This is a genomic window from Ascidiimonas aurantiaca (assembly GCF_037646345.1).
Lineage (GTDB): Bacteria > Bacteroidota > Bacteroidia > Flavobacteriales > Flavobacteriaceae > Ascidiimonas > Ascidiimonas aurantiaca.
In genome coordinates this window covers 1-26,733 of the sequence record NZ_JBBEWR010000002.1, presented here as the reverse complement: position 1 = coordinate 26,733, position 26,733 = coordinate 1, and the positions used below count along the sequence as shown (strand labels likewise).

22 protein-coding genes are annotated in these 26,733 nt (G+C 38.2%); 16 read left to right on the top strand and 6 right to left on the bottom strand.

Annotation, left to right across the window (positions count from 1 at the left end; all coding sequences use genetic code 11):
- Nucleotides 1-49: 49 nt before the first annotated feature.
- The gene (locus tag WAO84_RS02595) at nt 50-865 is read right to left on the bottom strand and encodes a helix-turn-helix domain-containing protein (protein ID WP_340063471.1); all 816 of its coding nucleotides are present in this window, start codon (nt 863-865) and stop codon (nt 50-52) included.
- A gap of 273 nt (nt 866-1,138) precedes the next feature.
- On the opposite strand from WAO84_RS02595, the gene WAO84_RS02590 reads away from it, so the two are divergent.
- From WAO84_RS02590 to WAO84_RS02580, 3 genes are all read left to right on the top strand, one after another.
- Nucleotides 1,139-1,630: an RNA polymerase sigma factor gene (locus tag WAO84_RS02590; RefSeq protein WP_340063470.1), complete on the top strand. Its 492-nt coding sequence runs from the start codon at nt 1,139-1,141 to the stop codon at nt 1,628-1,630.
- A 1-nt stretch (nt 1,631) separates the two neighbouring features.
- Nucleotides 1,632-2,228: an MFS transporter gene (locus WAO84_RS02585; protein WP_340063469.1), complete on the top strand. Its 597-nt coding sequence runs from the start codon at nt 1,632-1,634 to the stop codon at nt 2,226-2,228.
- Between the two features lie 83 nt (nt 2,229-2,311).
- Entirely contained in the window at nt 2,312-3,286 is a 975-nt protein-coding gene (locus WAO84_RS02580) for an L-threonylcarbamoyladenylate synthase (protein ID WP_340063468.1), read from the top strand.
- Nucleotides 3,287-3,853: 567 nt separating this feature from the next.
- Here WAO84_RS02580 and WAO84_RS02575 read toward each other — a convergent pair.
- Nucleotides 3,854-5,347, bottom strand: coding sequence for a TrkH family potassium uptake protein (locus WAO84_RS02575; protein WP_340063467.1), 1,494 nt, complete (start codon nt 5,345-5,347; stop codon nt 3,854-3,856).
- A 2-nt stretch (nt 5,348-5,349) separates the two neighbouring features.
- The gene (gene trkA / locus WAO84_RS02570) at nt 5,350-6,699 is read right to left on the bottom strand and encodes a Trk system potassium transporter TrkA (RefSeq protein ID WP_340063466.1); all 1,350 of its coding nucleotides are present in this window, start codon (nt 6,697-6,699) and stop codon (nt 5,350-5,352) included.
- A 125-nt stretch (nt 6,700-6,824) separates the two neighbouring features.
- On the opposite strand from trkA, the gene ubiE reads away from it, so the two are divergent.
- Together ubiE and porT are read left to right on the top strand one after the other, a co-directional pair.
- A complete protein-coding gene (gene ubiE / locus WAO84_RS02565; RefSeq protein WP_340063465.1) occupies nt 6,825-7,553 on the top strand; it encodes a bifunctional demethylmenaquinone methyltransferase/2-methoxy-6-polyprenyl-1,4-benzoquinol methylase UbiE in 729 nt (242 codons plus the stop codon).
- Nucleotides 7,554-7,571: 18 nt separating this feature from the next.
- Nucleotides 7,572-8,267: a type IX secretion/gliding motility protein PorT/SprT gene (gene porT, locus WAO84_RS02560; protein WP_340063464.1), complete on the top strand. Its 696-nt coding sequence runs from the start codon at nt 7,572-7,574 to the stop codon at nt 8,265-8,267.
- On the opposite strand, the gene WAO84_RS02555 is transcribed toward porT, so the two are convergent.
- On the bottom strand, nt 8,254-8,991 hold the full coding sequence (locus tag WAO84_RS02555; protein WP_340063463.1) for an RNA methyltransferase: 738 nt from the start codon (nt 8,989-8,991) through the stop codon (nt 8,254-8,256). The genes porT and WAO84_RS02555 overlap by 14 nt on opposite strands.
- 50 nt (nt 8,992-9,041) lie before the next feature.
- Between WAO84_RS02555 and tamL the strand changes: the two genes are divergently transcribed.
- The 4 genes from tamL (at nt 9,042) to WAO84_RS02535 (ending at nt 14,741) form a co-directional block, all read left to right on the top strand.
- Nucleotides 9,042-11,585: a translocation and assembly module lipoprotein TamL gene (gene tamL / locus WAO84_RS02550; RefSeq protein WP_340063462.1), complete on the top strand. Its 2,544-nt coding sequence runs from the start codon at nt 9,042-9,044 to the stop codon at nt 11,583-11,585.
- Between the two features lie 49 nt (nt 11,586-11,634).
- Entirely contained in the window at nt 11,635-12,702 is a 1,068-nt protein-coding gene (fbaA, locus tag WAO84_RS02545; protein ID WP_340063461.1) for a class II fructose-bisphosphate aldolase, read from the top strand.
- 93 nt (nt 12,703-12,795) lie between these two features.
- A complete protein-coding gene (accD, locus tag WAO84_RS02540; RefSeq protein WP_340063460.1) occupies nt 12,796-13,653 on the top strand; it encodes an acetyl-CoA carboxylase, carboxyltransferase subunit beta in 858 nt (285 codons plus the stop codon).
- A 200-nt stretch (nt 13,654-13,853) separates the two neighbouring features.
- Nucleotides 13,854-14,741, top strand: coding sequence for a hypothetical protein (locus WAO84_RS02535; RefSeq protein WP_340063459.1), 888 nt, complete (start codon nt 13,854-13,856; stop codon nt 14,739-14,741).
- A gap of 57 nt (nt 14,742-14,798) precedes the next feature.
- Here WAO84_RS02535 and WAO84_RS02530 read toward each other — a convergent pair whose 3' ends face one another.
- Nucleotides 14,799-15,650: a hypothetical protein gene (locus tag WAO84_RS02530; protein ID WP_340063458.1), complete on the bottom strand. Its 852-nt coding sequence runs from the start codon at nt 15,648-15,650 to the stop codon at nt 14,799-14,801.
- Between the two features lie 157 nt (nt 15,651-15,807).
- Here WAO84_RS02530 and rpsO point away from each other — a divergent pair, with 157 nt between their 5' ends.
- From rpsO to WAO84_RS02500, 6 genes are all read left to right on the top strand, one after another.
- The gene (rpsO, locus tag WAO84_RS02525; protein WP_340063457.1) at nt 15,808-16,077 is read left to right on the top strand and encodes a 30S ribosomal protein S15; all 270 of its coding nucleotides are present in this window, start codon (nt 15,808-15,810) and stop codon (nt 16,075-16,077) included.
- A gap of 190 nt (nt 16,078-16,267) precedes the next feature.
- On the top strand, nt 16,268-18,478 hold the full coding sequence (locus WAO84_RS02520; protein ID WP_340063456.1) for a polyribonucleotide nucleotidyltransferase: 2,211 nt from the start codon (nt 16,268-16,270) through the stop codon (nt 18,476-18,478).
- A gap of 110 nt (nt 18,479-18,588) precedes the next feature.
- Nucleotides 18,589-19,491 (top strand): alpha/beta hydrolase, encoded by a 903-nt coding sequence (locus WAO84_RS02515; RefSeq protein ID WP_340063455.1) that lies wholly within the window; start codon nt 18,589-18,591, stop codon nt 19,489-19,491.
- Between the two features lie 121 nt (nt 19,492-19,612).
- Complete coding sequence (locus WAO84_RS02510; RefSeq protein ID WP_340063454.1) at nt 19,613-20,476, top strand: sigma-70 family RNA polymerase sigma factor; 864 nt, start codon at nt 19,613-19,615, stop codon at nt 20,474-20,476.
- A gap of 258 nt (nt 20,477-20,734) precedes the next feature.
- The gene (rpe, locus tag WAO84_RS02505) at nt 20,735-21,397 is read left to right on the top strand and encodes a ribulose-phosphate 3-epimerase (RefSeq protein ID WP_340063453.1); all 663 of its coding nucleotides are present in this window, start codon (nt 20,735-20,737) and stop codon (nt 21,395-21,397) included.
- The gene (locus tag WAO84_RS02500) at nt 21,394-22,368 is read left to right on the top strand and encodes a YpdA family putative bacillithiol disulfide reductase (RefSeq protein WP_340063452.1); all 975 of its coding nucleotides are present in this window, start codon (nt 21,394-21,396) and stop codon (nt 22,366-22,368) included. Before rpe ends, WAO84_RS02500 begins: the two co-directional genes overlap by 4 nt.
- A gap of 543 nt (nt 22,369-22,911) precedes the next feature.
- Here WAO84_RS02500 and WAO84_RS02495 read toward each other — a convergent pair.
- Entirely contained in the window at nt 22,912-23,715 is an 804-nt protein-coding gene (locus tag WAO84_RS02495; RefSeq protein ID WP_340063451.1) for a zinc-dependent peptidase, read from the bottom strand.
- A 252-nt stretch (nt 23,716-23,967) separates the two neighbouring features.
- On the opposite strand from WAO84_RS02495, the gene WAO84_RS02490 reads away from it, so the two are divergent.
- A complete protein-coding gene (locus WAO84_RS02490; protein WP_340063450.1) occupies nt 23,968-26,424 on the top strand; it encodes a hypothetical protein in 2,457 nt (818 codons plus the stop codon).
- Nucleotides 26,425-26,733 lie beyond the last annotated feature (309 nt).

Sequence of the window (26,733 nt, the reverse complement as noted above, 5' to 3'; positions counted from 1 at the left end):
ACAAAAGAACTAAATATTACATTTAAAAAATTGTAAAAAAGCGCAGTGGTTATATTTCAGAAAGCAGAATTACCTTTTCGTTGACAAACTGTTTTGGCGTTTTTAAGCTAAAGCTTTTGAAATCTCGTGTAAAATGAGAATGATCAGTATATCCCGCTTTTAAAGCGGTTCCCAATATATCATTACCATTTATGAGATCTCTGCCTGCTTTTCTGATCCGGATAAGACGTTGAAATTCTTTGGGAGTAATGCCCACATATTTTCGAAAATCTACCTCGAGCGAACGTATAGATTGCCTGTACACGGGAAGAATATCATGTATTTTTGCACTCCCTTCTTTTTTCTTTAATAGTTCTACGGTAGAACAGAAATTGCTCTTAACCATATAGTTTTCACCAAAGTGATCTTGAAACATCTCACAAAGTACGCTGATTAGATTGGCCTTGTTATCTTCAATTTCCCAGTTAACCGTATTTATTTTATCAATTTGCTTTAGAAATTGATAGGAAAACAGAGTTTTGGCATCTTTTACGGTATCTACTAAAAAAGATGTGTTTTTGGATATTTTAGACAAAACCCAGGGTTGAAATTTTAACCCAACCGCACTGAAAGGTTGTCGTGGTTTAAGCCATCCACAGAATCGGTTTTGCCCCCAAAAAAGACTATTCACAGGTTTTAGTACCATCCCATTTGCGTTTAATACTAAAAGCGGAGCACTTGAAAGCATAATTTCAGGGTAACCATCCGGAAGGAAAAAATGATAATCCACACTCTCACAATGCATCTTATATATACTCTTAATAAGAAGATTATCAGGCTCCTTTGCCATATATTCACTTATGGCGTATTTGCTTTCCGGAATCATTACATATTACCTTTCAGATGATTGCAAACAAATAATTATCTATAAATAACACTCCAAAGTTATCATAATAATTGAATATCGCAGGTTTTGTTCCTCAAAACCCAAATAATTATATTGTTTAAACACTAAACAATAATCTAACTAACTGCAGATATATTTTGAGAAGAATGATGAAGTCGTAACCTCAGTAAGCTTATATATCCTTCTATGTTTTTTTTAGTTTTTTGTGATTTTTGACTATAAACAGCTACTAATGTGAAAAACAGGATCCGTATGGACAAAAAAGAAAGGTTTACCAAAGTCATAAAAGAAAATGAAGGACTTATTTTTAAGGTAACTACCATTTACACCTCCAACAGAGATGACCAAAAGGATCTTTATCAGGATATTATATACCAACTATGGAAAGCTTTTGACTCTTTTAGAAATGAATCAAAAATAAGTACCTGGATCTACAGAGTAGCCCTAAACACGGCCATTACACAATTTAAAAAACAAAAGAGAAGAGGCCCTTCAGTAACCGTAAATGAACTGATACTAAAACAGGTAGAACATTGCGACCAGGTTTTTGAAGAACGTTTGAAACAAATGTATGCTGGTATTAAAACATTAAATGATCTGGAAAAGGCATTGGTACTTCTGTATCTGGAAGGCCGCAGTTATAAAGAAATTGCCGAAATATCCGGTCTAACGCTTTCTAATGTGGGAACTCGTTTATCGCGAATAAAAGAAAAACTCAAGACACGTATTATTAAAAACAAGTAAAATGGAGCTAGATGAGATGAAAAATGTATGGTCTGAAATGGCCGAACAATTGGAACAACAAAAGCAATTAACAAATGAAATGATCCTTAAAATGACTCAGTTACAATTTAAAGACCGTTTAAGCAGGATCGCTATACCCGAAGTTTTGAGCAGCATAGTTTGTTTTGTCGCAGGATTTTATTTGTTGGCAAACCTGTCAAAACTGGACACTCTTTCTTATCGCATTATGGCAATGGTCTCTATAGGCATCCTTATCATTTTGCCAATATGGTCTCTGACTACTATAAAAAGAATGAAACGGATATCGCCTTTAAAGCTCACCTATAAAGAAACCTTACTGGCATTTGCCAAAGGCAAAAAACAATTTGTTTTTGCCCAAAAGCTGAGTATGTATCTGGGTTTTGTACTTATGTTTACCCTTGCTCCCGTAATGGCAAAAATACTCCTCGGAAAAGACTTAGAGATCAATCAAAAACTACTTTGGTTCATTCCGGTGGGCATCCTGTTGTTTGTTCTTTTTACACGTTGGGTGATGAGGTGTTACCAGAATGTATTGAGAGATGCAGATGCCATATTGGAAGACTTAAAGTCAGATTAGTACATTTGAGTGTTAGCTCAGTGTATAATTGTAGCTAAAACTTTGATTTAAGTTTGTAATTTTGCAATTGCTAAAACTGTGCCATGGCTCTGATTACAAAGGATCTGAAAAAAGCAATTGCTTTTTTAAATACTAATGAACTGGTAGCCATCCCAACAGAAACGGTGTATGGGCTCGCGGCTAATGGCACGCAGGTAAAAGCGATACAAAAAATTTTTCAGGCCAAAAACAGGCCTGCCAACAACCCTTTGATCCTTCATTTCCCGGATCTGCCTTCTATGGTACCTTATACCGGGCCCTTACATGATGATGCCCTTAAACTGGCAAATGCTTTCTGGCCGGGGCCCCTTACCCTCTTAGTACCCAAGACCGGTAAAGTACCGGAAATAATAACCGCCGGAAATACCAGGGTTGCAGTTCGTATTCCTGCACACCCGCTTACCAGAGAATTACTCGAAAAAATATCATATCCGTTAGCGGCCCCCAGTGCAAACCCATCTGGTTATATAAGTCCTACCCTGCCGGAACATGTAGAAAAACAACTTGGAGAGCGTATTCCTCTTATTTTAGATGGTGGCCCTTGTGAAAAAGGTATTGAATCTACTATTTTGGGATGGGATGAGAACCAATGGCCCATAATTTACAGAGCGGGAAGTATAACGGCAGAAGAGATACAGAAAGTTTTAAACAAAAAGCCTTTAATTGCAGATGCACGGATAAAAACACTGGAAGCCCCCGGCATGCTTACTTCTCACTATTCGCCGCGAACACCTACAATCGTTACCAATGATGTGAAAGGAGCTATAGCTCACAATGCTGGCAAAAAGATCGGGATTATCTATGCGATGCATAAACCTGGAACAAAAGGAATATTTAAAGAAATCATTCTTTCTGAAACCGGTAGCCTTGAAGAGATTGCCCGAAATTTGTATAAAAGTATGCATGAAATGGATCATTCAGGAATTGACATACTTATTATCGAGAAGATACCGGAAGAAGGGGTAGGAAAGGCTATTAATGACCGACTTAACAGAGCATCAACTCTAACCTATCCCTAAGGCAGTATTTCATAACAACCTTTTTGCGTGGGGATTTACGTCTAGGCATAAACGGGTAAGGGAATGCTTTTGCATTCCTTTTTATAAAACTTCGATATCTGGTTTGAAAGTAGTTTTATACAATAAACCCAACCAATTTAATTACTGCCGCAACTACCACAAGAGATAGAAATGAAATAAGCAGAAAAACAACTAGCTTAAGGAACCACTCCAGAATACTATTGCCGCTGAAAATATTTGCCTCCATTTTATATAAAATTTAAAATTTCCTTAGTTACTCGCAAAAAAGGTGATTCAAATAAGTCGAATCGGGGCAAATTAAGACTTGAAGACTTTTAAAATTAGTAATTTTTTATTAAAAATCAGATATTTTAGCATTTTTTTATGTTTTACTACACAATATATCTGTTTTTATAAATATGTCATTCCTCTTCATTGTCTTAATTAAAAGATTTTTTTGTTATAAAAAAACAGCATCTAAGTGTTGTTGAAATTAAGAGCATAATTCGCCGGAAATATATCCTGCTGTTTACACTTTAAGCAGAACAGATGGTGATTTTTCAGGTATCAGATCTTTTTCCAAAAGTACGGGGTGATAATAATAAGTACGGTAAAAAGTTCAAGCCTTCCTAAAAGCATTAAAAAGGCACACCACCATTTTCCGGAAGCGGGCAATGCATTGTAATTATCAAGTGGCCCAAGGTCTCCCAAAGCGGGTCCTACATTTCCCAGGGAAGAAGCTGCGCCACCTACCGCAGTTTCAAAATCCAGCCCCATAAACCCTAATACAAGGGCTCCGATAATAAACATAAGCATATAGACTATAAAAAACCCTAAAACATTATAAACAATACCTCCGGAAACTGATTTTCGGTTGTACCGTACGGGAATTACCGCATTAGGGTGTAAAGTTCTTCTAAACTCAGATAGTCCATTGCGAATCATGAGCAAATGCCTTACGAATTTGACACCTCCTGAAGTAGATCCTGCAGACCCTCCAAGAAACATAAAACCAAAAAATACAACTGTAAGGAAAGGGGTCCACATTGTATAATCAGCTGAAACAAAACCGGTAGTAGTAATTACAGCGAGTGTCTGGAACAAACCGTGCCTAACGGCACTTTCCAATCTGCCCCATACCTGCGGATGATACTCAGAAACCGGAACATTTGCCTGAAAGTAAATAACCAGTGCACAAATAATGGCAAAAACGAGAATAAACCTTCCGAAAAAGGTAAATTCATCATCCATAATGACCTTACGGAACCTTCCTTTGAAAGCAAAATAGCTCAGGATGAAGTTGGTACCCGCCAGGAACATAAACAGCATAATAATATACTGTATCATAGGCTGATCATTCCAATGGGCAATACTCGCATTTTTGGTTGAAAATCCACCGGTAGATAATGTGGCCATTGAATGGTTAATGGCATCAAAAAAAGACATCCCGGCAACCATTAACAAAATAGTTTCGGCCAGGGTATATCCAAAATATATGAGCCATAAACGTTTGGCTGTATCGGTAATTCGCGGGTGTAGCTTATCGGCACTGGGGCCAGGTGCTTCGGCGGCAAACAACTGCATACCCCCAATTCCTAACAAGGGTAAAATAGCTATGGCCAGTACTATAATACCCATACCTCCTATCCAATGCGTGGTACTTCTCCAGAAAAGTATCCCTTCAGGAAGTGATTCTATATCTTTTAAAATGGAAGCACCTGTAGTGGTATAACCAGACATGGTTTCAAAAAAGGCATTCGTTAAATCTGGTATCTCTTTTGAAAACAAATAGGGTAACATGCCTGAAAGTGACATACATATCCACCCAAAGGTAACAATGAGGTATCCTTCGCGTTTTTTAAGTTCTTTATCATGCTCCCGGGTTACGAACATGAGGAGTGTTCCTGAGAATATGGTTACAATACCTGCCAGGGAAATATCTAAGGTAACTCCATCATTGTAAATACCGCTTATCAGGGCAGCGAGCAGCATAAACCCCCCGTTAAACAGGAGCAAAAGTCCCATTATATGAAAAATGATCCTGGAGTTTAGTTTTAACATAACTAGAGAAAAAGTTTTTCAACTTTAGTTATGGATCGGGGCAAGCTACAAACTACTACGCGGTCTCCCGCTTTTATAAGAAAATCTCCTAAGGCTATAATCCCTTCCCCGTCACGAATAACCCCTCCAATAATGGCAGAACGCGGAAAATCAATATCCCGTATCTGTTTTCCGGTAACTGCAGAAGAAGGCTTTACAATGAACTCCAGTATTTCTGCATTCAAATTGTTAAGTCGCGTAAGCGCCACAACTTCTCCTCTCCTGATATAGCGAAATATATTATTGGCAGCGAGCAGTTTTTTATTAATCAGCGTATCAATACCGATAGAATGTGACAACTGAAAATAATCCATATTCTCTACCAGGGCAATGGTTTTTTTAATGTTCTTTGATTTGGCTACCAGGCAGGACATAATATTGGTTTCCGAATTACCGGTAACTGATATAAACGCGTCCATCTCTTCGAGATTTTCTTCTTCCAGTAACTCTACATTTCGGCCATCGCCATTAATGATCAAAGCATTAGGGAGTTCATCTGCCAGATCAAATGCTTTATTTCTGTCCTTTTCAATAAGTTTTACCTTAAACTTATTGGAGCAAAGGTCTCTGGCTGTTTTAAATCCTATTTTACTACCCCCCAGGATCATCACATTCTTGATTTCCTCACGTGTTTTACCCGTAAGTTTATAGAGGTCATCTACGCCTTCTCTCGAAGTAATAAAATATGCCTGGTCCCCTTCTTTAAACACTGTGTCACCCCTGGGTATTAATGTGTATTGTGTTCCAAAACGCTGAATGGCTATAGGGATAAAATGAAGTTCAGGAAATATCCTGGCGGCTTCTTTTACCGATTTACCTACAAAAGGAGCGGTTCGCTGTAAAGGGGTACCTACCATGATCAGGGCCCCATCTTCAAATTCATAGCTGTCATTAAAAGCAGACTGGTCCAGCAACAACTGTATCTCTTCTGCAGCGAGCTCTTCAGGAGAGATAAGCTCATCTATACCCAGGTCTGAAAACTTGATCAGCTCTTTGTTATCAATAAACTCTGTATTTGATATTCGTGCAATAGTTCGTTTACAGCCTAATTGCTTTGCCAGTACACATAAAGTGATATTGGTGGTTTCTGATGAGGTTACTCCTATGACGAGGTCTGAAGAGGCTACTTTGGCCTCTTTAAGCATACTTATGGAAGTAGCATCTCCTTTCAATACTTTTATATCCAAATGCGTATCGGCATAGGCTAAACTGTCTTTATGAGTATCGATAAGGGTTATATCCTGTGATTCGTAGGAGAGTAATTTTGCCAAATGAAATCCAACCTCACCGGCGCCCGCAATTATTATCTTCATCTGAAATAAGCACTATTTGCATTGCAAATATACGTGAAAATTAAAACATTACTGCATAAAGAAGTTTGAGACAGATGCTATTTAAAACCGGTTTCAATATAGTATCTTTGCTCAAAATTAAGAGAATGGCCAAAAATGTTACTCCGTACAAGGATTCTGATCTGGGTAAAAAAGAACAGGTTACACAAATGTTCGATACTATTTCAGAGAATTACGATGGGCTTAACCGTGTTATATCTTTTGGTTTTGATGTAAACTGGCGCAAGAAAGTAGTGCGTATGGTTAGCGCTTCAAAACCAGAGAATATTCTGGATATTGCTACAGGTACCGGAGACCTTGCCATTCATATGGTTGCCACGGGAGCAAAGAAAATTGTGGGCCTCGATATTTCAAAGGGCATGCTGGAGGTAGGACGGCAAAAGGTAACTGATAAAAACCTGTCGGGCACGATTGACATGGTAGTGGGCGACAGTGAAGACCTGCCTTTTGATGATAAAACGTTTGATGTGGTAACCGTAGCTTTTGGAGTGAGAAATTTTGAAACTCTGGAAAAGGGTTTGTCTGAGATCTTACGCGTTCTTAAGGATAAGGGGAAATTGGTGATACTGGAAACATCTGTACCTCAAAAAACCCCATTCAAACAGGGTTATCGGCTTTATACAGGTACTGTAATGCCTCTCATTGGTAAAATGTTCTCCAGAGATAAATCTGCCTATCGTTATTTATCAGAATCTGCTTCTGTTTTTCCATGTGGGGAGGACTTCAACAATATTTTACGTAAAATCGGGTTTATAAGTGTGGAAGATCATCCTCAGACTTTTGGGGTAGCCACCATATATGTTGCATCAAAATAGCTCATGAAACGTATGCCCATGAAAAAATACTTTTTTTCAATACTTACCGCCTTTGGCCTGGTGACTTCGGTGTATAGTCAATTTAATGAAAATCCGATCCTTAATCTGGAAAACTTTGACAAACAAAGGGTACATTGGGGATATTTTCTTGGCTTCAATCAATATGATTTTAAATTTGATTACAATGAAAATACCGGAGATGTTCTGGTATCGAAAACGGTAGGATTCAATGTAGGGCTCATTGGAAACCTACGTATTAATGATTATTTTGATCTTAGGTTTGAACCGGGCCTGTATTATACTCAAAGAGATCTCGGGTTTCCAGGGTTTACAGACCAAAGAGACTTTTTCAGAGAAGTACGCTCTACCTATATTCACTTCCCTTTATTAATAAAAGCCAGTACCAAGCGGCTGGGGAACTTTAAACCTTTTATTGTGGGTGGGGTATCTACTTCCATCAACCTGGGCAGCAATGAAGACAGCCTGGATGATAATAGTAACGGAAACTTTCGTATGAAACGATCTACCTACTATTACGAATTGGGCTTCGGGATCGATTTTTACCTGTTCTACTTCAAGTTCTCACCTTCTATTCGCGGGGTGTTTGCCTTTAATGACGAACTGGTACCAGATGCAGATCCCAACAGTCCATGGACATCCAACATTAACGGTATGTTTACACGGGCCATTTTTATTAATTTCACTTTTGAATAGTACCTCTTCTAAACTCACTTAACAAAATAGCAGTTGCCATTGCTACGTTAAGGCTTTCTGTTTGTTTCATATCGCCAAAACGGGGAATAGTTAATTGATGGTCACACAAACCGGCTATTTCCGGCGAGATCCCGTTCGATTCATTTCCCATTACTATAATACCTTCATGGGGTAAACTGGCAGTATATACATTTGCTCCTTCCATAACCGCAGAAAAAACAGGAATGGAAGAGGAAGACAGGTAGCTCTCTAAAGAAGTGTACTGTACCTGAACTCTTGAAAGAGAACCCATAGTGGCCTGAACCACCTTAGGGTTGTAACAATCCACCGTGTCAAGACTACATATAAGATGATTTACACCAAACCAGTCGCACAAGCGAATAATTGTGCCTAAATTTCCCGGGTCACGCACACTATCTAGCGCTACTTGCAAACCCTGAGGTAAAGGTTTTTCAGGAACGGGTATTTCAAAAAGGCCCAGTACGGTATTGGGCGTTGAAAGAAAACTTATACTCTGAAGTTCTTTTTCGGTAATTACACATACTTCGCAGGTAACTTTTGTGTACAAATCACTCTGTGTGGTATATAATACTTTAGGTTTAATGGAGGATTTTAATAATTCTTCAATTACTTTTAATCCTTCAGCCACAAACAATCCGTATTTATTACGGTACTTTTTTTGATCCAGACTGCGTATTAGTCTGGTCTGGTTTTTGCTAACCATTCAAATAATGTATTTTTGATTCAGATTTTTTCAAAATCTCCTTAAACAACTTGACAAAACTAATTACAAAAATAGCCGTAATCTTTTTAATTGTGGGTCTTAGTGCCTGCAATACCATTAAACGGGTTCAGGACAATGAATTGTTGCTCACCCGAAACACTATTGTTATTAATGGGAATAAAGAGAAAAATGATGAAGTGGAAAATCTTCTTTATCAGCAACCCAATAATAAAGTTTTAGGGATTCCAATGCGGTTACATATTTATAACCTGGCTACTCAGCACCCTGATTCATCCTTTCAGAACTGGTTACACAGAAAACCGAAAAGAGAAAAAAGATGGAAAAGCCTTATTTCAGGTAAACAGGTAAAAGAGATGCAGCGTTCGGTAACCGGTATCAATAACTGGATCAAAAAAACAGGAGAAGCTCCGGTAATTGTGGACAGATCGAGAGCAGAGAAATCTTTAAAAAGACTTAAACTCTATTATGATGGACGCGGCTATCTGAACAGTTCTATGGAATATGAGATTGATACTGCCGGTAAGAAGGAAAAAAGAGCCGAAATTAAGTATCGTATAGAAACCGGTAAACCTTTTTTCCTGGATACTATTTCTCATAGTATTGCCTCCAAAGATCTCGACTCTCTGTACCAGTTACACAAAGCAGAATCTCTGTTAAAAAGGAGAGATCAGTTTAATCTTTTTAATTTTGAGGCAGAGCGAAACCGTCTTACACAGATCTTTGCAAATTCAGGTATTTATCGTTTTCAGCCTACCTCTATTACTTTTGATGTAAAAATTGATAGTACTCCGGGAAGTAACGATCGAAAATTGCCGGTAACTCTGCGCATAGAGAATTATCTGGAACGTGTAGATGAGTCTCTCGTAGAAACGGAATATAAAGTACACACCATAAAAGATGTTAATATTTATGCCGATTATAATTTTAACGATAATAAAGACTCTCTGAGTTATATTGAGCACGACGGGTATAAAATATATTATAAAGACAAGTTGAAGTACCGGCCAGAAGCCATTACCAATGCCGTTGCTATTACTCCAGGTGATGTTTTTAAAGAACAGAACCGCTCTTTTACCACGCAGCAGATCTCCAATTTGCGTACATTTAAATATCCTAACATTGGATATGTATATGCCGATAGTACTGATAATAAACTTAACAGTAATATTTATCTAACCGCACGGCCCCGGTTTTCGTTAGGTTTTAATACGGATGTTTCGCATTCAAACATCCAGGATTTTGGGGTGTCTTTTAGTACATCGGTTATTAGCAGGAATGTATTTAGAGGGGCAGAAACCCTTGAATTAGCTGCCCGTGGCACTTTAGGATCATCGAGAGAAGCCAACAATGCAGAAGATCGTTTTTTCAACATCTCGGAAATAGGGGGTGATATACGGCTTAATTTCCCGCGTATTTTCCTCCCTTTTAAAACAGATGGGATCATTCCAAAATATATGCTGCCTGAAACACGTATATCTGTTGGTACCAGTATCCAGACTAATATTGGTCTGGATAAACAAAGTTTTAACAACTCTTTGCGATACACATGGAACCCGACTCAAAATAAGCGTAATATACTCGAATTGCTAAATGTACAATTCATTCGAAATGTGAATATTGATAATTTTTTCAGGGTTTATGAAGACACCTATAACCAATTGAATTCCATAGCCCGGGAAGTAGATTATCCTTTGGAGGGGGATTTACAGATCCCTCAGGAAACCAATCAGTTTATTGATGACGTTATCAATAACAATGTACCCGAGATCCCTGTAGGTTCTGATAATTTCAGAAATGTGATCAATATAAGTGAACGGCAGGAAAGACTCACAGAAAACAACCTTATCCTGGCGGCCAGTTTTACCCACACCAGAAATAACCGGGTAAACTTTGAAGATAATAATTTTTCCCAATTCCGGTTAAAACTGGAATCAGCAGGAACATTACTCACCGTAGCTTCAGAAGTAATTGACTTTAATAAGGATGAAAATGGCAATAACCTGGTATTTGGTGTTCAGTATTCCGAATATTTTAAAACTGAATTTGATTATATAAAATACTGGGAAATCAGTAATAAAGAAGTGCTTGCCCTGCGTAGCTTTTTCGGTCTCGCCATTCCATTTGGCAATGCTAACAACATACCTTTTGCACAGAGTTATTTTGGGGGTGGTTCTAATGATAATCGCGCCTGGGAAGCCTACGCCCTGGGGCCGGGTACTACAAGGAACTTTAATGACTTTAATGAAGCTAATTTAAAAATTGCATTTAATCTGGAATATCGCTTCAATCTTTTTGGAAGTCTTAACGGGGCCCTGTTTGCAGATGCCGGCAATATTTGGAATGCTTTTGACAATGTAACAGACGAAGCGGCTGTTTTTGAGAACTTTTCATCCCTTAAAGAACTTGCACTGGGTACCGGCTTTGGACTACGATACGATTTTAATTTCTTTGTAATTCGTTTTGATACCGGTTTTAAAACCCATAATCCGGCAAACGAAGCAGGCAAAAGATGGTTTAGGGAATACAATTTTGCCAATGCCGTTTTTAATATTGGAATAAATTATCCTTTTTAAGCATTTTAATTTATTACTTTTGTAGCCTGTCAATTAACCCAAATACAATATGAGTCATACGATCAAGCCCGGCGTAGCTACCGGTAGAGAAGTTCAGGAAATTTTTGCTCATGCCAAAAAAGGAAAATTCGCCCTTCCCGCGGTTAATGTAGTGGGGTCTAACAGTATTAATTCCGTTTTAGAGACTACTGCCTCTTTAAATGCTCCCGTTATTATTCAATTCTCTAACGGCGGTGCCCATTTCAATGCAGGTAAAGGACTTAGTAATGAAAATCAAAAAGCAGCCATAGCCGGTGCTATAGCGGGTGCCAGACACGTACATCAGCTAGCAGAAGCGTATGGTGCAACGGTAATATTACACACAGACCATTGCGCTAAAAAATTACTGCCCTGGATAGATGGCCTTCTTGATGCCAGTGAACTTTTTTACAAACAGACCGGAAAACCGCTTTTTAGCTCTCACATGCTTGATCTTTCAGAAGAACCCATAGAAGAAAATATTTCCATCTGTAAGAACTATCTGGAGCGTATGGAAAAAATGGGAATGACTCTGGAAATAGAACTGGGTATTACCGGAGGTGAGGAAGACGGGGTTGACAATACCGATATAGACAATTCCAAACTCTATACACAACCCGAAGAAGTAGCCTATGCATATGAAGAACTTATGAAAATAAGTGATCAATTTACCGTAGCAGCCGCATTTGGAAATGTACATGGGGTATATAAACCCGGAAATGTAAAACTTACCCCAAAAATACTTAAGAATTCTCAGGAACATCTTCAACGCAAATACAATACTGCGCATAATCCTGTGGATTTTGTATTTCACGGTGGATCAGGTTCAACCCTACAGGAGATACGGGAAGCCATAGACTACGGAGTTATAAAAATGAATATAGACACTGATCTTCAATTTGCTTTTACTGAAGGTATAAGAGATTATATGTTATCAAAAAAACCATACCTCATGACCCAAATAGGGAATCCAGATGGGGCAGATGAGCCCAACAAAAAGCATTATGACCCCAGGAAATGGCTGAGAGAAGGTGAAGAAACATTTAAAAAACGTTTAAAGAAAGCCTTCGAAGATCTTAATAACGTAAATACCCTGTAAGAAAAGAGCGAATATTACTTTTTCCAAACGTTCGGACAACTTTTATTCAATTCCCCCGAATTGCCGGAAGCATAAAAACTAAATCAAGATTACATGACCTGGTTTAAGAGAAAAGAAAAAGGAATTCAAACCTCTACAGAAGAGAAAAAAGACACTCCCAAAGGATTGTGGTACAAATCCCCTACCGGTAAAATAGTAGAAGCTGAAGAGCTTGCAAGAAATTTTTATGTAAGTCCGGAAGATGATTACCATGTGCGAATTGGCAGCAAAGAGTATTTTGAGATACTTTTTGATGATAATAAATTTAAAGAACTTAATGCCGGGCTTACCTCAAAAGACCCTTTGAAGTTTACAGATACTAAAAAATATACAGACCGACTCAGGGATGCCAAAGAGAAAACCGGTTTAAAGGATGCTGTTCGTACCGCCGTAGGAAAATCAAAAGGCAAGGACCTGGTAGTAGCCTGTATGGACTTTGCATTTATTGGAGGTTCTATGGGAAGTGTTGTGGGTGAAAAAATAGCAAGGGCTATTGATCATTCACTTAAAAACAAGATTCCATTTGTTATGATCTCAAAGTCAGGAGGGGCACGTATGATGGAGGCTGCCCTTTCTTTAATGCAGTTGGCAAAAACTTCTGCAAAACTCGCCCAACTGGCCGAAGCCGGCATACCTTATATCTCGTTATGTACAGATCCCACTACAGGAGGTACTACTGCTTCCTATGCCATGCTGGGAGATATTAATATCGCCGAGCCCGGAGCACTCATAGGCTTTGCCGGCCCCAGAGTGGTAAAAGAAGCTACCGGAAAAGAATTACCGCAAGGCTTTCAACGGTCAGAATTTGTTCTGGACAAAGGGTTTCTGGATTTCATTGTACACAGAAGAGATCTTAAGAACAAAATAAATTTGTACCTCGACCTAATTCAAAACCGGCCTGTACGTGCCTAAAAACATTATATCACCAATCTAGACAAGTGCATTTCAAAATTGAAATGCATTTTTTTATCCTAATGGTATTTGATTAAAAACTTCTTATTATATCAATACAATAAAATCTTTTCTTTTTTGAAAGAAAATACCATCAATTAATTAATGTTTTTTAACATTTTTTTAATAAATTTATCTCATAACTTAATTAAACACTAATTATGAGAAAAATTAAAAGTCTATCTGTATTTTTTATGTTTTTATCGTTGGCTCTCCTGGTTTCCTGCAGCAATGAAGAAACTTTAGATCCGTTAGAAGCATCTGCTTTAGATACCATTGAAGAAACCACACTAACAGTGTATTACAAAGGGAAACAGTTTGTAATTCCCACCACTACAGATGCGAATGGTGATATGGTATTACCTGAAGTATTTCCAAAAGAGCTTGAAAACCTGGAAGCCGTGGAAAACTTAGCCACCGTAGTTTCAGGAGAATATATCTACTTTTTTGATTCGGAAGAAGAAGCCGATGCTTACTTTGCATTCAACTCCATTGATGGTATGCAACAAAAAGCAACCGCCTCAGTAGGCCGTACCTCATTTAATGTAACCCTTTTTAACCATAATGTACTGGCATATGAGCATGACCACTTTCAGGGTAAAAAACTTAACATTACCCAGGGGTATCAGTTACGTGATCTTACCCTTGTGGGTTTTAATGACATTATGAGTTCCATTGGCATTAACACATTGTATCAAAACATTTATAACAATGATGAAGTTGCACTATATGAACATAAAGATTTTAAAGGAAAAGTATTGAAGTTTAAATGTGAGTTAGAAACTCCCCATTGTAAGTATATATCCCTTCCATTTGCTAACAGTCTCAGTCATTCTTATGGTGATGAGCACCGTGGACACTGGAAATTCAGAAGCATTCCTATAGGCATTTTTAACAAGTGGGCCGACAAGGTTTCTTCTATTAATGTAAAATTCGCTACCATCTCGGTAGTTCCTCCTTATCCTTCTTCCGGCGGAGGTGGTGGCTTCGGCGGCGGCGGTGGCGGTGACCTCGGAGATCTTCCTATAGAAGGTATCCCCATTAAGTAATTTAAAAACACCTAATATTACATAAAAAAGCAGCCTGAAGGCTGCTTTTTTATGTAATTATCGGTTAAACCGCCTCAGATTAATCTCTTCAGTAGTTCCATCAACGCGGGTCAACAGTGCTTTATTATCACAGGTTCCGTCACCGTAATCCAGCATCATGCTGTTTTCGTTTCGTGACAGCCTCAGTTCGCCGCTAACTAAAAACCGGCAGGCCATCTCCCTGCGTAACGGGGTTACCACCGTTTTTTGCCAGACATTTCCCAGACGATTGGTATATACACTTGTTCCGGTTATCAGGAAAACATTGTCAGCCCAAAAACCGCTTCCGTAACCTTCTATCCATTCCCGGGTTCGCTCCAGAGCCAGAGAAGCCTCTGCTCCACTTTCCCAGGTAAGTGTAAAACTGGAAAGCACATTAGACTGCGGATTGCCACTCCCGTTGTCACGTACCCTGGTCACTGTACTTTCTCCTTCTACCTGTACTCCGTTAAAAGTAAAATCCTTTAAAACAAAAGAAAGTTCTTTACTCATAAGCTCCATATTTATAGAGTACAGAAACAGAATACTTCCACTTACCGTATTACCATTTCTCAATTCACACCCTTCTCCAAAATCTATAGTCTTTTGCCGGGTAGTCTCTGTTACCCCTGTAGTTACCGTAACACATTCGGGTAAATGATCTGATTGGTAGTTTTCCCTGGAGAGTGTCAATATTTCATCAGTAGCATAGATATCTTCAATTATCATATGTATCTCTTCGGCTATTTGTTCAGATTCATCTATAGCTACCACATCAACTTCAGAGATTGCCTGCTGAGTATCCGGGGAAAGTTCTTCATTACTACAGCCCGTGATCAGGCCTATTCCTAAAAAACATAAAAAGGCATTTCTTATTAAAAACGATTTCATAATTGTTAATTTTAAGGTTTGTGATAGTAAGACCTCCATAGTTACAGAAAGTTTAAACCAGTGGTAAATATTTATTCTATATCTTAAAATTATTTCTATCTTTGCGCCCTGATATAAATTTATCAACATACATAAAAATCATTTAAATAATATTGGCATGTATCTTACAAAAGAAATTAAAGAAGACATTTTTAAAAAGCACGGAGGTGCTGAAAATAACACCGGGTCTGCAGAAGGGCAGATAGCCCTGTTTACTTTTCGAATCAACCACCTTACAGAACACCTTAAGAACAATCGAAAAGATTTTAATACAGAGCGCTCTTTGGTAAAGCTGGTAGGTAAAAGAAGAAGCCTGCTGGACTACCTTAAGAAAAAGGATATTGAAAGATACCGTGCTATTGTTAAGGAACTGGGACTTAGAAAATAATATAAAGAGGCTTCATGCCTCTTTTTTTTTACAACATACAGCAGTACAACTGCCAAAAAAAATTGAACAGTAGTTCAATAATGAAGCGTAAGAGCTTTTGAAAAAGTTTATACTATTAGTTTTTCATTGGGATTACACAACACCGCAACACACAACACAACGCCCTTTGTTTAATTAATTAAAATATTTTATGATTCCTGAAGTAACACAAGAAATTATTGATTTGGGAGATGGAAGAACCATCTCTCTGGAAACGGGAAAACTGGCAAAGCAGGCCGATGGTTCAGTTGTAGTAAAAATGGGTGACGCCATGCTGCTGGCTACTGTAGTATCAGCAAGAGAAGCAAAACCTGACATTGATTTTTTACCTTTAACGGTAGATTATAGGGAGAAGTTTGCTGCCGCCGGAAGATTTCCGGGAGGGTTCTTTAAAAGAGAAGCAAGGCCCAGTGATTCTGAAGTATTGACCATGCGCCTGGTAGATCGCGTTTTAAGGCCTTTATTCCCGAAAGACTACCACGCCGAAACGCAGGTAATGATACAGCTTATGTCTCATGATGACGACGTGATGCCTGATGCCCTAGCAGGGCTGGCCGCTTCTACCTGTATTGCACTTTCCGATATTCCTTTTGAATATCCCATTTCGGAAGTACGGGTTGCCCGCGTAAACGGAGAGTTTATTATAAACCCGAGCAAAACCCAATTGGCAGAAGCAGATATCGATATGATGGTAGGCGCCTCTGCAGATTCTGTTGCTATGGTAGAAGGAGAAATGCACGAGATCTCTGAAAAAGAAATGGTAGAAGCAATAGCAATAGCCCACAAAGCCATTAAAGAGCAGTGCGAAGCCCAGGAACGTTTAGTAGCCAAAGTTGGCAAAAAAGCTACACGTACCTATGAAGGCGAGCTGGAAGATGAAGTTATGGAGCAGAAAATACACGATCTTGCCTATAACAAATGTTATGCTATAGCTCATGAAGATACTTCAAAGCAGGAAAGAGGAGAAAGGTTTGCAACTCTTAAAGAAGAGTGTGAAGCTCTCTTTACGGAAGAAGAACTGGAAGAAAAAAGAGATCTGGTCTCAAAATACTTCAACAAAGCACAGAAAGAAGCCGTTCGAAACCTGATTCTCGATGAAAATATACGTCTCGATGGGCGTAAAAATAACGATATACGCCCCATCTGGTGTGAAGTTGCCTATTTGCCTTCTACTCATGGCTCCTCTATTTTTACCAGAGGAGAAACCCAGGCACTGGCTACCGTTACCTTAGGTACCTCCAGAGAAGCCAATGTTATTGATTTACCAACCGATCAGGGAGAAGAGAAATTCTATTTACACTATAACTTCCCTCCTTTTTCTACAGGAGAGGCACGCCCTATTCGGGGTACCTCAAGACGTGAAATTGGACATGGAAACCTCGCCCAACGCGCCCTCAAAAACATGATACCTGAAGACTGCCCATATACCGTGAGAGTAGTTTCAGAAGTTCTGGAATCTAACGGATCTTCCTCAATGGCCACCGTATGCGCAGGAACCATGGCCTTAATGGATGCTGGTGTCCAACTAAAAAAACCCGTTTCCGGTATTGCCATGGGGCTTATAACAGATGGTGATCGTTATGCAGTTCTGTCTGACATACTGGGAGATGAAGACCACCTTGGAGATATGGATTTCAAAGTAACAGGCACATCGGAAGGGATTACAGCATGCCAGATGGATATCAAGATCAAAGGACTCTCTTATGAAATTCTGGAAAAAGCACTAAATCAGGCAAGGGACGGGCGGCTTCATATTCTTGAAAAGCTCGTGGAAACCATTGCAGAGCCCGCTTCAACAGTTAAACCTTATGCTCCCAAAATTGTTAAGGTGGAGATCCCTAAAGATTACATCGGTGCCGTTATTGGGCCGGGAGGCAAAAATATTCAGGCATTACAGGCTGATACCGAAACCACCATTGTAATAGAAGAAGAAGGAAACCTTGGTATTGTAGAGATCCTGGGAGTAAATCAGGAAGGTATTGACAAAGCTATTGCCGCAATCGATGCCTATACCTTTGAACCCACAGAAGGAGAAACATACTCCGTTAAAGTAACTAAAGTACTGGACTTTGGTGCGGTAGTAGAGTTTGTACCCGGTAAAGATTCACTTCTTCATGTTTCTGAGATTGCATGGGAACGTACCGAAAATGCTGCAGATGTTATGAAAGTTGGAGATGTGCTTGATGTGAAATATATTGGTCTGGATCCCAGAACCAAAAAACCGAAAGTTTCCAGAAAAGCTTTACTTCCCAGACCGCCCAGAAGTGAAAAGTCATATCAAGACAGACCCAAAAGGGATGATCGCGATCGCAAACCCAAAGATCACAGGGGAGGCAACAATGATAGAAGAAGAAAAGAATAACTGTATGTAAAATGTTATGTAAAAGCGCCCTGTATAAAGGCGCTTTTTTTATACTCTTTGTACAACAAAAGTTTGAATAATAGCTATTTTCGTAATAAATACACTTTTAAATGACAAAATTCATAAGTATTCTGTTCTTTTTAGCAGTAACCTTCTTATCGGCACAGGAACGCTATATAGATTCCGTATTTTCAAATATTCATGTAGAAACCATGAGTTATATACAAAAAGACGGTATCTCACTGGACCTGGATTTTTATCAACCGGTTAAAGATACTCTCTCAAAAAGACCGCTATTTGTTTTTGTACACGGGGGCGGATTTTCATCTGGAAAGCGCGATCATAAGGAGATCGTAAAACTGGCATATAGTACCGCTTCCAGAGGGTATGCCGTTGCTTCATTGTCCTACCGTCTTACCAGAAAAGGAAAAAGCTTTAGCTGTGACTGCCCGGCTTCTGAAAAAATAGAAACTTTCAGGGCCGTTACTACAGATATTCTGGATGCACTTTTGTTTTTGGTGAACCAAAAAGAGAAACTACAAATTGATGAACAACGTATCATTCTGGCCGGGAGCAGTGCCGGTGCAGAAGGTATCCTTATCGCTGCCTATAATCGTGAGGTGGTCAATGCCGATAAAAAATATGCCCATATAAAGCCTGCTGTTGTGGTGAGCCTTGCCGGGGCACTTTTAGATATACGCTATATCACCAAAGAAAATGCTGTTCCCGGTGTATTCTTTCACGGAACCGCAGACCCTCTGGTGCCTTATGATTCTGCACCTCATCATTATTGTGAACAAAATACTCCGGGATACATCATGCTGGACGGTTCGGCTACCATTGTAAAAAAACTGGAAGACCTTGATCAAAGTTTTTTGTTTTATAGTTTTAAAGGAGCAGGCCACAATATATTCAAAATACCTTTTGACAGAATGCAGGAAATTTACTTCTTTATAGATCAAGTAGTTAACTCAAAAAAACTTTCTCAAACAAGAATACTTCTGGAAAAATAAAAAACCAGCCTACAGGTAATTTTTAAAAATAATTTGGTTTTTATGTAACATTTTGGTTACACTCTACGTATAAATATATGATAGCAATTGTGATAAACATAATTTGAAGGAGAAATAATACATGAGACAACTCAAAATTACCAAGCAGGTTACCAACAGAGAAACTGCATCTTTAGATAAATATCTTCAGGAAATAGGAAAAGTTGATTTAATTACCGCAGATGAAGAAGTAGAATTAGCACAAAAGATAAAAGCCGGAGACCAAAGAGCACTGGAAAAACTTACCAAGGCTAATTTACGATTTGTAGTTTCTGTAGCCAAGCAATACCAAAATCAAGGCTTAACCCTGCCTGATCTTATTAATGAAGGCAACCTGGGCCTTATCAAAGCAGCACAAAGGTTTGATGAGACACGTGGTTTTAAATTCATTTCGTATGCCGTATGGTGGATACGTCAATCCATTCTTCAGGCACTGGCAGAACAATCAAGGATAGTACGTCTTCCCCTTAATAAAATTGGTTCTATTAACAAGATCAATAAAACCTACGCCTTTCTTGAGCAGGCGCATGAGCGTGTTCCCTCTGCAGAGGAGATTGCGAAAGAACTGGATATGACCGTAAACGACGTAAAAGAATCTATGAAAAACTCCGGGCGTCATGTTTCTATGGATGCACCTTTGGTAGAAGGAGAAGATTCTAACCTTTACGATGTTTTAAGAAGTGGTGAATCGCCAAATCCAGATAGGGAATTGTTACACGAATCACTTAGAACTGAAATAGAAAGAGCACTGGAAACACTTACGCCCAGAGAGGCAGATGTGATACGGCTCTATTTTGGTCTGGGAGATCAACACCCTATGACACTGGAAGAAATAGGAGAAACTTTTGACCTTACGCGTGAACGTGTAAGGCAGATTAAAGAAAAAGCCATTAGAAGGTTAAAACACACTTCAAGAAGTAAAATACTGAAAACATACCTCGGATAATTTTATCCAGATTACGTAATATGAACTATTTTTCGTATTTTGCGAAAGTCATTTTTGCATGAAATATATCTTAACAATATTTACAACTACAACAGTTTATCATAACTGTTCGTTTTTTGATTGATGAATGAACCCCGGCTGATTACCGGGGTTTTTCACATATTGTATTTAAAAATCTAATTGCCAGCCATTTAATTTACTTTTTACGTTCTGCTCCGGCTTTCCTATCTTTGCAGGGCAATTGTCAACTCCTCAAAAATGGATTCTAAAATTATAGCACCTTCTATTCTTGCTGCCGATTTTGCAAATCTGCAACGGGATATTGAAATGATAAACCACAGCCAGGCAGACTGGTTTCACATTGATATTATGGACGGAGTTTTTGTACCCAATATATCATTTGGCATGCCCGTACTGGAAGCCATTACCAAACACGCACAAAAAACCATTGATGTGCATTTAATGATTGTAGATCCTGATCGTTATATCAATACATTTGCCAGTTTAGGAGCTAACATCTTGACTGTGCATTACGAAGCCTGCCCCCACCTGCACCGTACCCTGCAAGCTATTAAAAAAGCCGGAATGAAGGCTGGAGTGGCGTTAAACCCCCATACCAGCGCACATCTTTTAGAAGACATTATAAACGATATTGACCTGGTATGTGTAATGAGCGTTAATCCCGGGTTTGGAGGACAGTCTTTTATAGAAAATACCTATAACAAAGTAACCCGGTTACGAGAAATAATAAGAGCGAAAAAAGCAAATACACTTATCGAGATCGATGGAGGTGTCACCTCTGCCAATGCAGAAGCTCTGGCAGAAAAAGGCGCTGATGTTCTGGTGGCCGGAAGTTTTGTTTTTAAAAGTGAATATCCTGATAAAACCATAGCAGAGCTTAAAAGCCTGATTTCCCCATGAGGGTATTTGATGTGATCATTATAGGTGGTGGCCCTATTGGTATTGCCTGTGCCCTGGAGGCTCAAAAAAAAGGGCTCAATACAGTGATCATCGAAAAAGGATGTATTGTAAATTCCCTTTTTAACTACCCGTCCAATATGCAATTCTTTTCAACTTCAGAGAAGTTGGAAATAGACCATATCCCATTTATTAGTAAAGAAAATAAGCCTAGAAGAGCAGAAGCTCTCGAGTATTACCGCAGGATTGTCAGCGATCACAAAATACATGTCAGGCTTTTTGAAAAAGTCATATCTGTTACTAAAAAAGAACAACTCTTCGAAGTATGCACCCATAAAGATTCTTATAAGGCACGCAACGTTATCATAGCCACAGGCTTTTATGATATTCCCAACACACTTAATATACCTGGAGAAGAGCTTCCTAAAGTATCGCACTACTATAAAGATCCTCATTACTATGCTCATAGTAAACTGGTCGTTATAGGCGCCAGTAATTCTGCCGTAGATGCTGCTTTAGAATGTTATAGAAAAGGAGCACAGGTAACAATGGTAGTGCGGGCAGAGGGTATTGGGGATCGGGTAAAATATTGGGTGAAGCCCGATATTGAAAACCGTATTGCCGAAGGGAGCATTAAAGTGTTCTTTAAAAGCCACGTAACACATATAGCAACTGATAAAGTACATATTCAGTCTCCGGAAGGAAATACGGTACTTGAAAATGATTTTGTACTGGCTCTTACAGGGTACAGGCCGGATTTCAGTTTTCTTGAAAACACGGGCATACATCTGTCAAACGATGGAAAGAAATATCCCCACTATAACCCTGAAACTATGGAAACCAATATAGAAAATATGTATCTTGCAGGAGTGATCTGTGGAGGTATGGATACACATAAATGGTTCATTGAAAATTCAAGAATACATGCCGGTTTGATTATCAATGACATAGGCAAAAAACTGATGCTCAAATAAAAAATCAGGACATCCGTAATTACACGAATGCCCTGAAGTATCAGCCCCATCGGAAAGCTCGAAAACCGATAGGACCTAGGATCGTAAACATTTCCTATTCATTTGTAAAACCGGCATATTTTTCTGCATAACGTCCGGATGTATTTACCGGCAGCGATAACTGGTAATCCACTAGACAGTGTACATTATAAATATAAGGAAGTATAGGGTTCAAATATAAACCCTTTTATAAGCCCCCAAGCATTTTATGAACACTGAAACAGAATGTAAAGTGTAGAGGTCACGTTTATTTCTGTTAATGTGTATTTAAGTCCGCTTTACCTTATTTCAAAGCTAAATTATTGGCCATTTTTTTCCTACTTTAAAAACAGCTTTTTTGGTATTAGTGTGATTTATACGGGAAAACCTCATCAAAAGGCTTAAAATGGAATACCAAATTACGGAAAACCTCATATTTTACTATTTTTTTGTTAAAATTTAAGTATGTAGCAAAACGTGATAACCATAATTATTTTATTGTAAACCCTGATATTACAAATAATGTTATACTGAAAAATGTGGTTTTTCAAACTTATAATTAAGCATTTCATGCAGAATTCTGTAAAGTTCCGGGTATTGTTGGTGAAAATCGTAGGGTGTTTCAATAAAATGTTCCAGGGCTACTGCAAAGAATTCATATTTATTTACACGTGCATAAGGTCTTAGGTATGATGATCGTTCTAAACGTGATATAAAGGCATTATTTTTAAGCAACATATCAATTTTATATAAACCGTCAGCAAACAACACTGCGCTTATATGGTTTAGTCTTAAACTTTCATAACTAAGTGCATGGGCCATTTCATGAATGCCCAAATTAAGATTGTCATGGGCTACTTTATGCCCGTTCATAAAATCCCGCCACGAAAAAGCAATTGTTTTTAATCCCGGGTTGAATTCTCCCAAATGCTCTGCACGGCTTATAACGGATTCATATTGCGATGGATAGATCACAAATCTTTTAACCGAGGGCATACTGTACTTTCGCATACCAAAAGTGAGCATTATGGCCGTACCGCCAATAAGCAACTTCATTTCTCGTGTTATAGGCACCCCTCCTCTACTTATAAACTCTTTACTCTTGATAAACCTCACCAGCCGGTGTCCAAAAATTTTTTGTTTCCGTGGTGATAGCTTCTCATAAAAGGGAAAGTTTTTGTGAATAAATTCAATGTCACTGGTAAGTGGCGTTTGTAAAAAAATATGGGTATATGTTAAAAAAGGTTTCCTCCATATTTTAGCATATACTGCTTCCAGAAAAAAGAACAAAAAAATACCTGACAAGAACAGACTTAGCAGTATGACCATGATTATCAGGAGCATTTTTTTATGGTCAATATACGTAAAAACGTTTTAAAAGTACATATATATCTATTGTAAGCACCTTTCCAACTCTAACTATACCTTTATGAAGAAATTCTTATTTTTTTAGCAAAAAAAAGAAAATACATTAATCTTTTTAATCAAAAGCTAAATTATTTACATTAAAAACAAAAGTACTCTGTTTGAATTAAAAAAAAATTAACAATTTTACAGCTACGTAAGCCGTATATTTATACTATGAAAAAATTTGCTGTTATTTTCTTTCTTATCTTCATTACATGTTTTGGGGTATATGGCCAACAAAACTTCGATAAGGAAAAGATCATAGAACCCTTAACCAGTTTTTTTAAACTCCCCAGAGAAACTATTTTTTTGCACCTTAATAAAAGTACCTATGTTACCGGAGAAGATCTTTGGTTTAAAGGTTACATCTACAATCGCAGAAAAGATACTGTTTTTTATGAGACTTCCAACGTGTACGTGGGGCTTTATGACAGCCTGGGCATACAAATCGATAAAAAACTCTTTCTCGCCAAAAATGGCTATGTAAAAGGTAGTTTTGCCTTAGACTCAACGCTTACCAGCGGAGACTACTATATGAAAGCTTCCACCAACTGGATGAAAAATTTCAATGAGGAAGGAGCATTTATTCAGAAAATAACCATATTAAATGAATCTCCCTTACCTTCTGCCAACAATAAGGTGACCCAATATGATGTACAGTTTATGCCGGAAGGAGGAAATTTTATAGCAGGAACTCAAAATACCCTAGCCGTTAAGGTGCTTAATAACCTGGGACAGGGGGTAAACATAAACAAGGGTATTATTAAAAATAACAAAGGAGATGTTATTACCGATTTCGTCACTTCACCCTATGGCCATGGCAAATTTGATTTGACTTCTGAAACCAATACCCGGTATTATGCTACCCTTACATTTAACGATGGAAAAGAAAAAACCTATCCCCTACCGTTACCACAGGCAGAAGGTATTACCATCAATATCGCTTATACGGGTGAAGATACCGATGATATGTTTGTTACCTTCCGTACCAATGCAGCTACCTATGCCAAAATAGAGAATAAACCTTTTTATCTCATTATACACAGAGATGGACTGGCACGAAAGATTGATGTTGTTTTTGAAAAGGGCAAACTGGAAAGCTCCTATCTCATTGCTAAAGACCTCTTACACAAAGGCATGAATATTTTTACCTTACTTGATGAGAATGGTGCGCCGATACTGGAAAGGCTCTTTTTCAATGCCCGTTCCGTTAATTTTAAACAGGTAGATATAAACATTGCATCGGTAAACAAAGATACTCTCTGGTTTTCAGCAAGAATACCGGGAGCTCCTAAAGTACTACAAAATCTTAGTATATCCGTATTACCTGAAACTACGATCTCCTATCAGCATCGCGATAATATCTACAGTACCTTTCACCTGAAACCTTACGTAAAAGGAGTAATTGAAAATGCAGTATATTATTTTAGGAATATCACTCCAAAAAAACTATATGAACTCGATCTGCTGTTACTAACACAGGGTTGGAGTAAGTATGACTGGAATGTAATTACCACCAGCCCCCCCAAACAAAAATATATTTTTGAAAGAGGTATCTTTCTAAAAGGCGGTATGAATATGGAAATAGGTGCCAAATCTCAGGTACTCATGCATGCTACTAAAAATCACTCCTCTCAGACGGTTGACCTTTCTGTTCCCAATAATACATTTTCCATAAAGGACTTTTTTCCCGAAAATGGAGAAAAGTTAACGTTCTCCATTTCCAAAAAGAATGGAGATCTCGTACGGCCCAATATGTACTTAAATCTGACATCTGAAAATCAAAAAGACCGATTAAAAAATACATGGGCATATTCAGGACTGTACAGCAATCCCGTAACAAAGGCCGGTGAAAAAAAGGAAACGATACCTACATTTATTTTACCGGATAATACCATAGCCCTGGAAGAAGTAGTAATTACCAAAGATGAGTGGCAGAAAAAACCCGAAGATGATGTTTTTGTTCCGAAAATTTACAGAAACCGGCTCTTAAGGGTTACAAAAAATGTAGCTTTTCAATATCCGTTAGTAACAGATCTTATTCAATCTCGTGGTTATGAAGTATTTATTGGCCCGTTGGGTGTAGATATATTGAACAGGCTCACCCAATCATTTAGCCTGGGAGCTGAAAATTCTGGAAGAGCCCGACCTATTATTTATTTTGATGATATGCGGTTAATTGGGCAGGAAGAATTCTCTAATTTTTTATATAATCTACCCACTTCACAAATACACAGCATTTTTATTGACAAATCAGGATCTTCTGAAGGTGTAAGAGGTGCCGGCGGAGTTATTAGAATATATACTAACCGCGATGAGATCCTTCCTTTTGCGCATGATGGCGAGAAGAAAGAACCTGTATTTACTTATGAAGTAAAAAACGGGTTTGAGCAAAACAAAAAATATTATGTTCCCAAATATACGAGTTATCAGAGTCGTGTTTTTGAAGAGTATGGGGTAATATACTGGTTGCCCGAAGTGCTCATTAATAAAAAAGGGGAAGCCTCTTTTACCATTCCTAATATTGGTATTAAAAACATGACCTTTTTTATAGAAGGTATGGGAGATGACGGAAGTCTCTATTCAACCGTGAAAACACTTAGTGTTTCATCCGGAAATATGATTCCTTAGAGAAAGTTTATACTGTTAAGGTACTTTTTTCATATCTAAAATTGGGGTTAAGGCGATTTCTGTTCTTTAATAAAACCCCTTGTATAAAACTGAAAACAGGGAAAGAGGAAATTTAATGAATTAAGATTCTTTTTTTGCATTATGAAAAAAATTGCTATTACACTTTTTTTTACTTTCATTACGTGTCTTGGAATATCCGGCCAACAGAACTTCGATCAGGAAAAGATCATAGAACCCTTAACTAACTTCTTTAAACTTCCCAGGGAAACTATCTTTTTGCATCTTAATAAAAGTACTTACCTTTCCGGA

Bases quoted from the DNA above. Each gene is read 5' to 3' on its own strand.
- WAO84_RS02520 (WP_340063456.1), top strand. From the start codon at position 16,268: ATGATTCCTGAAGTAACACAAGAAATTATTGATTTGGGAGATGGAAGA.
- WAO84_RS02495 (WP_340063451.1), bottom strand. From the start codon at position 23,715: ATGGTCATACTGCTAAGTCTGTTCTTGTCAGGTATTTTTTTGTTCTTT.
- WAO84_RS02530 (WP_340063458.1), bottom strand. From the start codon at position 15,650: ATGAAATCGTTTTTAATAAGAAATGCCTTTTTATGTTTTTTAGGAATA.
- ubiE (WP_340063465.1), top strand. From the start codon at position 6,825: ATGGCCAAAAATGTTACTCCGTACAAGGATTCTGATCTGGGTAAAAAA.
- porT (WP_340063464.1), top strand. From the start codon at position 7,572: ATGAAAAAATACTTTTTTTCAATACTTACCGCCTTTGGCCTGGTGACT.
- rpsO (WP_340063457.1), top strand. From the start codon at position 15,808: ATGTATCTTACAAAAGAAATTAAAGAAGACATTTTTAAAAAGCACGGA.
- WAO84_RS02535 (WP_340063459.1), top strand. From the start codon at position 13,854: ATGAGAAAAATTAAAAGTCTATCTGTATTTTTTATGTTTTTATCGTTG.
- fbaA (WP_340063461.1), top strand. From the start codon at position 11,635: ATGAGTCATACGATCAAGCCCGGCGTAGCTACCGGTAGAGAAGTTCAG.
- WAO84_RS02595 (WP_340063471.1), bottom strand. From the start codon at position 865: ATGATTCCGGAAAGCAAATACGCCATAAGTGAATATATGGCAAAGGAG.
- rpe (WP_340063453.1), top strand. From the start codon at position 20,735: ATGGATTCTAAAATTATAGCACCTTCTATTCTTGCTGCCGATTTTGCA.
- WAO84_RS02515 (WP_340063455.1), top strand. From the start codon at position 18,589: ATGACAAAATTCATAAGTATTCTGTTCTTTTTAGCAGTAACCTTCTTA.
- WAO84_RS02575 (WP_340063467.1), bottom strand. From the start codon at position 5,347: ATGTTAAAACTAAACTCCAGGATCATTTTTCATATAATGGGACTTTTG.
- WAO84_RS02590 (WP_340063470.1), top strand. From the start codon at position 1,139: ATGGACAAAAAAGAAAGGTTTACCAAAGTCATAAAAGAAAATGAAGGA.
- WAO84_RS02580 (WP_340063468.1), top strand. From the start codon at position 2,312: ATGGCTCTGATTACAAAGGATCTGAAAAAAGCAATTGCTTTTTTAAAT.
- accD (WP_340063460.1), top strand. From the start codon at position 12,796: ATGACCTGGTTTAAGAGAAAAGAAAAAGGAATTCAAACCTCTACAGAA.
- WAO84_RS02510 (WP_340063454.1), top strand. From the start codon at position 19,613: ATGAGACAACTCAAAATTACCAAGCAGGTTACCAACAGAGAAACTGCA.
- WAO84_RS02500 (WP_340063452.1), top strand. From the start codon at position 21,394: ATGAGGGTATTTGATGTGATCATTATAGGTGGTGGCCCTATTGGTATT.
- trkA (WP_340063466.1), bottom strand. From the start codon at position 6,699: ATGAAGATAATAATTGCGGGCGCCGGTGAGGTTGGATTTCATTTGGCA.
- WAO84_RS02585 (WP_340063469.1), top strand. From the start codon at position 1,632: ATGGAGCTAGATGAGATGAAAAATGTATGGTCTGAAATGGCCGAACAA.
- WAO84_RS02490 (WP_340063450.1), top strand. From the start codon at position 23,968: ATGAAAAAATTTGCTGTTATTTTCTTTCTTATCTTCATTACATGTTTT.
- WAO84_RS02555 (WP_340063463.1), bottom strand. From the start codon at position 8,991: ATGGTTAGCAAAAACCAGACCAGACTAATACGCAGTCTGGATCAAAAA.